Consider the following 11374-nt stretch of genomic DNA (forward strand, 5'->3'; position numbering starts at 1 on the left):
TGCGCATGGTCAGCTGGCCGACGCGGTCATCGGGGCTGGAGGCCGCATAGAGGGCTTCCTTGTCTTCGACTTCGTCAAGCGCCACCGGAGGCGACCGCCGTGGGCAACGGAGCCCAATCGGAGACAACGTCCCGTCCATTCAACAGCACCTTTGCCTACAGCGGGGCTCCCCTGCCCTCCCCGCACACCTGCACCCTGCCGTATACCGTTTTTTCAAAAACCGCGAACCTGGACCACACTCCGCGCACATTAGATCGTAGGAGTGCAGCCAGGTAGCAGCCCGGGCCGGTCGCGGTAGTCGTCGGCCCCGACGGCCGATCCCACCGCCGCCTCAGCAGTGGTGTCATCGACGGCGGCGCCCACTCTCACATCGGAATGACGGCCAGCAACGACACCGATTCCGCATATCTCTGCTGGCTCAACACCGAACGACAAAGCGAGTTCCGTGGCGGTCACTGGAATCAACTGCTGAGCGTTGTATAATTAAGGCTATGGATCTGGCGCAAGGAGACGTACACCAACGATTTGTGGGCGGCGACCAGTCGGGCTGGACGGTGGTCAGCGACAGTTGGCGCGAAGAGCAGGCCAACGGTGGCATTTTCTGCGCGCTGGCACCGCCTGCAGCACGCGACGAAATCTTGGCGCGCACCGCGTGGGACCTACGAAAGAGCGATTTCCGTCCAGGATTCTCGCAACGTTGGGGAGATGGTGAAACTGAAACCGTCTACGAGCCCGGCGGCGGCCGCGATGGTTTCGAAGCGCTGGTAATCCACCGCATGTTCCACCAGGCGTTCCCGGACGTCACCGAACTATCCCAGGAATTCCGCCTGTTTCATAACCTATTTTGGGAAGAGGCGAGTTCATCGTTCCTGAAACCTAATGACGACGGAACATTCGAAACTGCCGTCAAGATCAAGGGCAGCCGGGTAGAGGTCCGAACGAAGCTACTCCGCCAGTATCAGGCGGCACGACAACTACTGCTGGTGCTGTTCATCGACTCCATTCGACATGGGAAGACGGACGATACTTTGCCCAAACGGAGCACGTGGCGTGACGAACATACGCGTGCAGAACTTTTTCCGGGTGGCGACGATTCTTCTCGGCCGCCGTTCACACGCTACCTTGCCAAGCGTATTTTGACACCTCCTGCAGTCGACAAGTCGGGCATCTGGCCATACGAAGCAGAGGACGACCACTATCCAGAGTTTATCATCGGCATGAACGAAGACGGCGACGATATACGCCACACCTGCAATGAAGACGCGTTGTCCGATTATTTCGGAGGAAATCCTGATGCACCGCAGTACCTCACGCCGGTTTACTTCCGACGCGAAGTATTGAAGAAGTACTATGACAAACCTGAGCTGTACACTGTTTCCGATGGTCGCCTGGCTTGCGCGGCACTCTGGGGCCTCGACATCGACAACAGTCATGCCGATAAAGTGATAGTCTTCCTCGGCGACCTCGGCAAGGGCTTGCCACGTCAAGAACGCGACTACTGGCTAAGTTTCAACGTCGCACCAGAATCCGCACCAAGCGATACTTTCATGCGGCGATCACTGCTGGCACAATTCGCTGAACCGTCCGCCGAAGACCTGCAAGTCCGGTCCAAGTACAGCTCGTTCGCGGGGATCTGGGAGCCACATTTTGGTTGGCGCCTGTTCAAACAGCCGGCGGAAGCTGATACTGGGCTATTGCAGCGCCTCCGCTTACCCCTCGACAACTCTCAGGCCGAGTTTGAAGGCGCCGTCGCCATCCTGACCAAGCTGTTCGTCGATGCGCTGGCGACGAAGAGTATCCAGTTACTACTCGCGGAGAAGGTTGAGAACGAGGGCAGCATCAGCAAGCTAAGCCGGTGGATGACCCAAGAAGGGTACCCATACGTCGATCGCGACATCGCCTTCCTACGCAGCCTCCAAGAAGTTCGCTCAAAGGCCGTTGCCCACTGGAAGGGCAACGACTACGAGAAGACGATGACGAAAATCTTCGGGTCCGCTCGCGGCCGGGACGCCGTCCTCCAGTTCTTCCGAGATGCGCTGGCGATGCTCAGTGGCATGGAAGACTGGATTACAGCGCGCAGCATGACCGCTACCTGACCAAGGTCGCAACGGCGGCTAGGTAGCGCAGTGCCGTTTCTACTTGTTGGGGGTACGACACCGTTGCCGAGCGCCTGGAGCTGTGCGTAGTACGAGAGTAAAGTGGGAAACGGTCGCGCCGCGCTCGCTTGCCTACACCGGCTGAACCTCGCCACCTTCAACCCAAGTCGGCACACTACATCGTACGAGTCCACGCTCTGGTTCAGCGCACAACTTGCGATCATATGCCTTTGGGACCTCACGTCCGGATCATGCGCGTCGTCTGCCGATCGCGTCGGAGAGCATTTGGATTACTTTTGCATGTTCTGGCGCAAGAGTACGCAGCATCTCTGCTTTGAGGTTCTTGGTCGCGTCTGAGCCCATGCGCCCACTGCAGCGCAGCCGGCTACTTCGGCGGCGAAGGATCAACTCGCCCAACTGCTGCTCAAAGAGGTATCCGCGAACGCCCGAGCCTGGTGCCCGATCAGGATCGCTGACGGCTTGTTCGCCGCCGCCATCGTCGCCACGTTCCTGGCGCCGCTCAAGACACGATCTAGCTCCACCGCGAGCCCGTGCACGACGAGAAGATCACAAACGCTCGCCACGACCATCATCTACGGCCACCGTTCTTCGCTGGGAGTTGCACACCACCCGGCGCTTTCAATCGTCCTGGTGAGCAACCTGGGTAGATTGAACCAATGAGCGGGAAGCGGCATAGGCGCACCGGGCAAGGCAGAAGCGCGAGAAAGCGCAGCGTCAGCGCCCCCTTCCCCAGGTCGTACCGGGCGTGGCCACGGAGATGGTTGTAATCGCCAACCGGTTCGCCCAGTACGTCGAGAATTTCGATGGCTACTCAGGCGCCGCGGAAGCCGCTCGTCAACGGCTGGGCGAGCTGGCTCAGACGATCGAGAAGCGGGCCTGTCGCTTCGACCTGCTCAAAGCGGTTTCCGCAGCGCGCGTCGAAATGATCATTAAGCAAGGGAACCATGGGGGCGAACCGTCTGCAGCAGCCCTCGAAGTGATCGCGCTGGTACTGGCGTGCCACGACCGCTCCACCGAGCCGGCCGTTGCCCACGAGGACCCCGCTCGGTTCACACCGGATCCGCTGGAGGGAGCCGAGCTGGAGGCTCTGCAGGTGGGCCGCTTGATCGGCATGTTCGAGTCCCCGCCGGGCAGCGCGGAGCAGGCTGTTGTCTTCCGATCGGTGCAGCGCGAGGTCAACCTGCGAAACCCGGTCTACCCACACATGCTGCTCGATACCTTGCTAGGACTGTTCGGTGACGAAAAGGTCAACGACGTCTGTAGCGAAGTGCTCGATTTACTAGCCTTGAGGCGGTGCACGTTATAGAGGCAGTGCGCACCGCGCCACTTTCCGCCATACGACAACGTTTCGCTCGTATGGAAGACGCGCGCGACGCGTCGCTTCCTTACCTGAAGGCATACCGAGACGAGGATCAGGATTCGACTTCAGTGCCTGATCCTGACGCCGTGCGCGTGGCCCGGGAGATGTTCGATGCCGTGAACGACCTGACGACGAACATCTCCGAAGCCACGCTCACCGACGTCAGCGCAATAGCCTCGCTCACGGGATACGAGTCGGCCGTCGTCGAGGCCGTGCTGGACACCTTCATAGAAGACTTGGGGGCAGGTTGATGTTGTTTGGCCGCCTGCAGGAAGTACACGGTTCTGTCGAACGTTCCGCTGCAACGCCCGTCCTCCACCTTTCTCAAGAAGGCGACATCGTTCCGGAACTCCTCGCGGAAGAACGTGTAGTGCGATGACACCATCGCGTCGAAGGCGGCTTCGGTAGGAGGTAGCGGACTCGGACGGCCCGGGGCGATCTGCTCAACGTCACACCGGGTGTGCAGCCGCACGGCCCCGAAGTCGTGCCCGCATCGGGACTCCATGACCGACCGCGACTGATCGTCCAGCGGCTGCCCGTCCGAGCGCAGCACGCTGTCCACGATCGGCGGGGCGGTCGCGGGATCGGCGGGGCGGTCGCGGGATCGGCGAGCGCGTGGTTGCCCAGCGCCCGTCGCAGCACCGGCCCCGGTGTGGCGCGGCGCACGGCCGCGCGCTCCGGTGTCACGGTCTTCTCCTGCGCGGCTGCGTGTCCGGTCGAGGAGGGTCATGGTCTCCTCCCTACATGTGGGCTTCGAACCCAGTCAACGAACAGCGTGGTCATTATGTCGATGGCGTTGTCGAGCAGCGGGCCGAGCTGTTGCCCGCCGGATGATGGCTGGTCCGGTGCGGTGATTGAGCAGTTGCAGTGCGAACTCGTCGACCGACGGGCGCAGCCGCTGTAAGAGCGCGCCGAACCAGTCCGCCCAGACGACATGGCGCCCATCGAGTTGAGCCCTTTAGGCTAACGGGCGTGAACTGGGTACACGCGGGGTTGTGGGGCTTGACCGGCGGCTTCATCGTCGAGGGCCTCGAGCTCTACGTCGCGGTGCGCCAGAAGGGCGCGTGGCCCTGGCGCGTTACCGGCGAAGGACCCACCGCTGGGCCTGCTGCCTACGCAGTTGCGGAGACGATCCGGATGTTGATCGGCGGGATCCTCGCCGCCGCCACGGCAGCGTCGGGCCAAGTGGCCGGGCCGCTCGCCGCAGTTGCCATCGGCGTCGCCGCGCCGGTGATGGTGGGACATCTCACCGCCCTCCTGCCGATCCCGATGAAACCGGCCGATGCGCCAGGCGTTCCGGACGCGGTTGGTTGCAAGCCCCCGGCCCAGCTCGACGGCGCACCGCCGCCACTTCCGCCGCCGGTGCGTCACCCTGCAGAGAACCAGGAGCGATGATGCGTCCCGGCACGTTTTTCACCCAGGTCGTCGCGGTGCTGTCCCGCCGCACCCCGGCCTTCCGGCCGGCGCTCGGCGATCCGAGCACTTACCCCGACCGCCTCGCCACCCTCATCCGCCCACGCGCTGCCTTCCGGAATAGGCCGACTGACAACGTCGTCGCGATACGGCGTGATGAGGTGCCTGGTCTTCCGGTGCAGCGCACGATCGTGGCCGTCGACATCGCCGGATACAACGATCCGGCGCGTAGCGTTACCAGCTTGACGACCATGCATGAAGGCCTCTGGACGATGCTCAGTTCGGCTTTCGCGGGGGCGGGCATTCCATGGGACGAAGCCTTCGTCGAAAACACCGGCGACGGCGCGATGATCCTCCTGCCGCCGGAGATCCCAAAGGTGGATCTCGCCGCTCGGCTACCCGACCGCCTGCTGGCCGAGATGCGCCGGTACAACGCCACCCATGCCGACGCGGCCCGGATACGACTGCGCATGGCGTTGCACGCGAGCGACGTGCGGGACGACGGCGACCGTTCGGTGAACTTCACCTTCCAGCTGCTCGAGGCATCACAGGTTAAGTCCGAACAGCAGGCTGCCGGTGCGGAACTGGCCCTAATGATTTCCGACAGCTTCTACCGCGAGGTCGTGTTACCGGATAGCGCCGCCGTTCCCGAGGCGTACCGGAGGATTCCGGTCGAGGTGAAAAAACCGGCGACTACGGCGTGGCTCCGGATGCTGGGCCCCGCAGCGCCACCAGCTCGCCCGGATCCGAATCAGGCCATGATCCGCATTGTCTCCGAGGGCCGGCAGGATGAGCTCCGGGAGCTGATGCGGTGGCTGTCGACCGAAGACGAACTACGCGGACGGCTCACCCTGGCCGGTGCGGCTCCGGTACCCGGAGCAATGGGGAATCCCGCGGACCGCCTCGTCGTGACGCTCGGCGTCGGCGCGGCCGCAGTGCTGGCACGGTCTCTGGCGATCTGGCTACACCAGCGACGTTCGGTCATCACGGTGGAAATCGCCACCACGGAGGGCCGAGGCCGCTCGGTGACCGTCACGGCCCACCGGATGAGTGACGCTGAGTCCCTTATCAAGAACGCCCTCACCACCGAACAAGGCAGGTAGCTAGTGCTGCAGCCCGACCCCGAACGCTCCTGGGTGATCCTCATCGGCACTTCTCAGTACCAGGATGCTGCCTTGCCAGATCTCCCCGGCGTACAGGGTAACGTCACCGATCTCGCCGGCGTGCTGACGCGGCCGGACACCGGGCTCTTCGCGCCGGATAATTGTATCCAGTACCTCGAACCGGCGAACGCGGGTGAGCTTGGTGTGGCGATGGCGAAAATCGCAAATCTTGCCGAAGACACCCTGTTCATTTACTACGCTGGGCACGGAGTTCTCGACGATGACGGAGCACTCCATCTCGGACTTTCCTCCACCGATGCCTCACACGTCGAATTCACGGCGATGTCGCTTTCTCTGGTCAACAAGATCTTCCGCCGCAGCCGGGCAAAGCATCACATCCTGATTCTCGACTGCTGTTTTTCCGGCCGGGCCGTCCAGGCAATGACCGAGCCCGGATCGGCCGTCTTCGGTCAGATCGACATGCCCGGGCGGTTCACGCTCACGTCCTCTGCCGCCAACGAACTGTCCATCGCCCCGGCCGACGCGCGCCACACGTCCTTCACCGGGGAACTGCTAAAGCTCCTCGATGCGGGTCGGCCCAATGGCCCCGAAATGCTCACCCTCGCGCAGATCTACGGCCACCTCCTCGGTGTGCTGAACGCGCGTGGACTACCCAAACCCCACCGCAGCAGCGGTGGGACCGTCGACGACGTCGCGCTCGCCCGCAACGTCGCGTGGACGGCCGACCGTTATGCGAAGTTTCCCTCCGAGGTCGCCCGCGTCTTGCGGGCGTCGCTGCCGCGAGACCGCGAGGCAGGCGTCGAGATCCTGGTCGAACTGAGCAAGGAGGAAAGTACATCCGCCGAAGCCGCGCGCGAGGCCTTGATCATCCTTTCCGACGATGACAGCCGGATGGTGGCGAACAGCGCAAGGGCGGCGTTGACTGCTTTCGCCAGCTTGTCGGGTGGACCGGCCCAGCAGGGCGGATCGATGCCGGACGAGATCCACGTGCTGAACAAGATCGCGTGCGGGCGGCCGCTGGACTATCTCGACAGTGCGCTGGGGACGCCGCTGCTGGCAGGGCTGCTCCGCGATCACGTGCCCGAGCGGTTGTATCGCGTGTACCGCACCGAAGACGTGATCGTCACCGTCACTGCAGCCGGCGCGCTCAAGCCCATCGATGCCTTCTCGATCACGATGCGGCACTCGAAGTTCCCCATCCGGACGGACCGGCTTACGGCGAACCTGCTGGATGTCGACCTGGCGCAGGCGAACTTCGGGAGCGTCGACGAAACTCCAGAAGGGGTGCGTCTCATAATAGGGGCCAACCGCTTCGGTTACACCGAGTCGTTCTACTTCGGCAACCCCGGCCACTACCAGACGTTTCTGCTCTCGTACAACGACGCTGCGGCCGGCGACTTCCACTACGTCGAGGGACGCCACGAGTTCTCTTCGGGCTTGCTCGTGATCGCGCCACGCGACGGCGAGCTCTCCGATACGCCGCAAGGTTCCTGGTACCCCGAGTTCCGGTCCGGAACGCGGATCAATACTCTCACCGTCGTCGACACGGCGCCGCTGGAGGCACTGCTGACTGGGCACTCCTTTGGGATCGACCGCGGCGAAGTCGATCACATTCCCGACTGAGGTGCGCGAGCCAACTCCAGGAGGGCCTGCAGCGATCAGCACGCGCGCTTACCCTGCGACAGGAGTCCGGTTACCTTCTCGGCGAGTCCCACACCCACCACGATCTCGGGGTAACCCATTTGGCGTTGTCTAACGTCGATCAGGCCTTTAAACACATGCGACGTGCACTCGAGCTCGCTACAACGGTCGACAGCGGGATCGAGCAAGCTTTTGCCGACAACGGCCTCGGAGAAATCAACTTTGCCACTGCTCGATTCTCAGATGCTGCCGATCACTTCGAGCGCGCCCTTGCCGAGGCGACAGCCAGCCAATGTATCGATGAACAAGCACGCGCGCACTTCGGCCTCGCACGACTCCCCGGACAGGGCCCCGACGATGCCCAGGAACACCTGAAATGCGGACAACATCTCATCGCGACCATGCAAGTGCCCGAACCACCCATTCCAACACTCCCGCCCGGATAGCCACCCCGGGCGTGGCTGCAGACGAAGTCCACGGCGCCGACTCGCGTCGACGGACCGTGACGCGTGCCGCGACCATGGGTCGAGTCCGCACCGCGGCTAGACTCGGTGCTCTTGAACGGCTGGCCGAACAGAGGGGTCTGAGGTGCCTGACGAACCGCGTCCAGGACAGGATGCTCGCCTGGTCGCGTTATTGCACCGACTGATCGCGCTGCCGCGGGAAACGGAATGGGTGGAGTTCAAGGAGAACTTCTATAAGGCCGAGGACATCGGCCAGTACATCTCGGCGCTGGCGAACTCCGCCGCGCTCGGCAGCCAGGACAAGGGCTACATGGTCTGGGGCGTCAGCGACACCGACCACACGATCGTCGGTACCACCATGGACCCGCACAGCAAGGTCGGCAACGAGGACTTCCTCAACTGGCTCACCCGGCTGCTGACACCTCAGATCCACTTTGAATTCCTCGAGTTCAAGGTGTGTAGGGTCTCACCGCTCGTGACATGTCGATCTTGCGCGACCTGAGTCTTCTCGGCTGTCTCACGGCGACGTCGCCATGATCAGTCTCAAACTCATGGCATTTTCGGCGGGCGTGAGCCAGATTCCCGCGGTGGCCGGACAGCATGAGCTGGTCAACCCGCCTGCCTAAACGTCCTCATCGCGGCATGAGCGGATGTTCATTCGTTGCGATGGCGTGAAACGAGGTCGATCAGGTTCCGATGGGTCTCGGGGTCGGCGGCCACGACCAATCCCTGGATGCCGGAGTGCACTGGCTGCCCGGCGAGATTGGTCACCACACAGCCTGCCGCCTGACACAGGGCGATACCGCTGGTGAAATGGACGCTGTCCAGCAGGTGCCCGTCGGTGATGTAGCCGGCTCGCCGCCCGGCCGCGACCCAGGCCACAGCCAGGCTCGTGGACACCACGCGGGGACGGAAATCCTCGATGAAGGCATCGTCCAGCAGCATCCGGGCAGCGCGGAAGGCCACAGCATTAGGGAAGGGCGGGTCGAGATTGACATCCACGACGCGGTCGCCTGCCCCGGGCACCAAGGGCTCGTCGCGACCGTCGCGGCGGAGGAACGCGCCGTGGCGACTGGTCCAGAAAACCTCGCCGGACAAAGGATCCGCCGACACCGCCACCGTCACGCCGCTCTCGGTACGCAGGGCGATGTTGACCGCGACCAGCGGCGTCCGGGCCGCATAGTTCACGGTGCCGCACAACGGATCGACCAGCCAAGTCCGCGACCCGTCCCCGGAGTCCGTGCCGTACTCCTCACCGAGGATCACATCGCGCGGGTAAGCCTCCCTCAGCACCCTCCGGATTACGCGCTCCGCGGCGAAATCCACTCCTGTGGCGAAATCCCTGTCGCCCTTCTCGAATCGCTTTACAGCGCCGCCATAAGAACGCCGGATCACTTCACACGCGGCGTCGACAGCACGGATCGCCACCACCACATCGGAGCCAGCCCTCATCGTCGTATCCACTTCGACCATCTATCAGATCTTTCCACCCGCGATCCGAACGGCTTGCAGATCAACGTCCGCATCCACCCACGATCGCTGATGGCGCGATCGATTGCGCGGGCGGCCGTCAGCAGCGTCTCGAATGGCAGATCGGCCACCACCGGGCGCGTCGCGCCGCAAGCGTGCGTTCGCACGTTGCGGGGATGGTGCGGCGTTTCGCCTGCCGCCCGGCCGGGGCGCCGATGTGTTCGGCGTCCGCTCTTGGCATGAGCGCGCTTAGCCGTCCTTCGACCGATTCGCGGTCTGAGCGTATGTTTACGGACGGTGATCGGGCGTGTAACGAGGCTGCGGCGGCAAGCGACAGTTCACCAAGCCGAAGTCGCGGTGGGCGGCACGAATTCGTTGTAGGGGCAAGCGGTGACCGAGCTCGTCGAGGTGAGTGCGGACGAGGCCCCGGTGTTGGACGTCGTGTTCGTGCACGGTCTCGACGGGGACGCCCGCGCAAGCTGGTCGACGAAGCGGGAAGGTTCGTTCTGGCCGGAGTGGCTCGGGCGGGACGTCGAGGGCTTGGCTGTCTGGTCGGTGGGGTATGAGGCGGCGTCGAGTCGGTGGTTGGGTCATGCGATGCCGATTCAGGATCGGGCGATCAACCTGCTGGCCTGCCTGGAGAGTCACGGGATCGGGCAACGCCCGCTGTGTTTCGTCACCCACAGCATGGGCGGGCTGGTGGTGAAGGAGATGCTGCTGCACGCGGCCGATGGCCGGGCCGATTACACGGAGTTCGCTACCGCCGCCCGTGGGGTGGTGTTCCTGGCCACCCCGCACACCGGCTCCGACATCGTCACCAAGGCCGTCGTCAAGGCGTTGAGCGTCGTGTATCGCAAGACTCCGGCCATCGACGCCCTGGAGCGTAATAGCGCGCATCTCCGGCAGCTCAACACCCGATACCGTAATTGGGCCGTGCACCCGGCAACGGATATCAGACACAAGATCTTCTACGAGACCCGGCCAACCAAGGGTGTGCAGGTGGTCGACGCGGGCTCGGCTGACCCCGGCATCCCGGTCCAGACTCCGATTCCGGTGGACGCGGACCACATCGGCATCTGCAAACCCGGTGTTCCCGGTGACCTGGTCTACGGCCAGATCAGGGACTGTAAAACGTTCGGTGTAACTCCCGATCATGGAAGTGCACCTGATGACCGACATGATGTCCGGCGTGGAGAACGCCGAGGACTCGAAGCCCGAGCTGGGTTTGGAGGGGCAGCTCGTCGCGCAGCTGCTGAGCAGCGCCAAGGCCAGCGGGCTGAAGCTGACCGGCGAGGGCGGGGTGCTGCAGCTGCTGACCAAGCGGCTGCTGGAGTCCGCGATCGAGGGCGAGCTCACCGATGACCTCGGCTATGACAAGCACGGCCCGACCGGCCGCGGAACCGGCAACTCGCGTAAGTGCTGCGCTGACCGTGCCCGCAGCACGGTAGAGGATCTCGCCACGCTCGAAGCAGCCGCGAGCGTAAGCGCCTCGCACCCCTCGTCCGAATGTGGCGTGCCGGGCGGTGAATGCTCCTCGCCTCAAACGATGAGCGAGTCTCGAGCGCAACACCCGGGACGTTCAGCGTCTCGAACGTGGCACCCGGGACACCCACAGACCCCCAGGGACTGGCGACAGGGTCAGGCGATGGCCTTGACGGCGGTCAGGACCTTGTCCTGCAGGCTCTGCGGGATCGGCACGTAGCCCTTGTCCGAGAGCGGCTTCTGACCGTCGGTGGCGGCGACGTTCAGGAACGCCTTGACGGCCTTGGCGACCTCGGCGTCGGC

General features: G+C 63.7%; 9 protein-coding genes and 3 pseudogenes. 9 read left to right on the forward strand and 3 right to left on the reverse strand.

Going from position 1 to position 11374, the window contains the following annotated elements; all coding sequences use genetic code 11:
- Window positions 1-491 precede the first annotated feature (491 nt).
- Window positions 492-2096 carry a hypothetical protein gene (locus ACFWMR_RS19415; protein WP_378379347.1) on the forward strand — a complete coding sequence of 535 codons (1605 nt, stop codon included), beginning with the start codon at window positions 492-494 and terminating at the stop codon, window positions 2094-2096.
- 766 nt (window positions 2097-2862) lie between these two features.
- Complete coding sequence (locus ACFWMR_RS19420; RefSeq protein WP_378379348.1) at window positions 2863-3423, forward strand: hypothetical protein; 561 nt, start codon at window positions 2863-2865, stop codon at window positions 3421-3423.
- A gap of 106 nt (window positions 3424-3529) precedes the next feature.
- Here the strand turns inward: ACFWMR_RS19420 and ACFWMR_RS19425 are convergent, their stop codons facing one another.
- Window positions 3530-4207, reverse strand: a complete 678-nt coding sequence (locus ACFWMR_RS19425; protein ID WP_378379349.1) for a hypothetical protein — start codon at window positions 4205-4207, stop codon at window positions 3530-3532.
- Window positions 4208-4449: 242 nt separating this feature from the next.
- Here ACFWMR_RS19425 and ACFWMR_RS19430 point away from each other — a divergent pair, with 242 nt between their 5' ends.
- From ACFWMR_RS19430 to ACFWMR_RS19450, 5 genes are all read left to right on the forward strand, one after another.
- Window positions 4450-4872 (forward strand): hypothetical protein, encoded by a 423-nt coding sequence (locus tag ACFWMR_RS19430; RefSeq protein WP_378379350.1) that lies wholly within the window; start codon window positions 4450-4452, stop codon window positions 4870-4872.
- Entirely contained in the window at window positions 4872-5993 is a 1122-nt protein-coding gene (locus ACFWMR_RS19435; RefSeq protein ID WP_378379351.1) for an effector-associated constant component EACC1, read from the forward strand. The genes ACFWMR_RS19430 and ACFWMR_RS19435 overlap by 1 nt, the downstream gene beginning before the upstream one ends.
- 3 nt (window positions 5994-5996) lie before the next feature.
- Window positions 5997-7637: a caspase family protein gene (locus ACFWMR_RS19440; RefSeq protein ID WP_378379352.1), complete on the forward strand. Its 1641-nt coding sequence runs from the start codon at window positions 5997-5999 to the stop codon at window positions 7635-7637.
- A gap of 53 nt (window positions 7638-7690) precedes the next feature.
- Complete coding sequence (locus ACFWMR_RS19445; protein ID WP_378379356.1) at window positions 7691-8101, forward strand: tetratricopeptide repeat protein; 411 nt, start codon at window positions 7691-7693, stop codon at window positions 8099-8101.
- A gap of 142 nt (window positions 8102-8243) precedes the next feature.
- The gene (locus tag ACFWMR_RS19450; protein WP_378379353.1) at window positions 8244-8621 is read left to right on the forward strand and encodes an AlbA family DNA-binding domain-containing protein; all 378 of its coding nucleotides are present in this window, start codon (window positions 8244-8246) and stop codon (window positions 8619-8621) included.
- Between the two features lie 152 nt (window positions 8622-8773).
- On the opposite strand, the gene ACFWMR_RS19455 is transcribed toward ACFWMR_RS19450, so the two are convergent.
- The gene (locus ACFWMR_RS19455; protein WP_378379354.1) at window positions 8774-9592 is read right to left on the reverse strand and encodes an inositol monophosphatase family protein; all 819 of its coding nucleotides are present in this window, start codon (window positions 9590-9592) and stop codon (window positions 8774-8776) included.
- Between the two features lie 444 nt (window positions 9593-10036).
- Here ACFWMR_RS19455 and ACFWMR_RS42680 point away from each other — a divergent pair.
- Both ACFWMR_RS42680 and ACFWMR_RS42685 read left to right on the forward strand, forming a co-directional pair.
- A pseudogene (locus tag ACFWMR_RS42680) lies at window positions 10037-10435 on the forward strand (esterase/lipase family protein); the annotation flags it as partial.
- Between the two features lie 322 nt (window positions 10436-10757).
- Window positions 10758-11045: pseudogene (locus ACFWMR_RS42685) on the forward strand (IS256 family transposase); the annotation flags it as partial.
- A gap of 182 nt (window positions 11046-11227) precedes the next feature.
- Here the strand turns inward: ACFWMR_RS42685 and ACFWMR_RS19465 are convergent.
- Window positions 11228-11374, reverse strand: a pseudogene (locus ACFWMR_RS19465) (phosphate ABC transporter substrate-binding protein PstS); the annotation flags it as partial.

The sequence above is a fragment of the Amycolatopsis thailandensis genome (assembly GCF_042723255.1).
Taxonomy (GTDB): domain Bacteria; phylum Actinomycetota; class Actinomycetes; order Mycobacteriales; family Pseudonocardiaceae; genus Amycolatopsis; species Amycolatopsis thailandensis.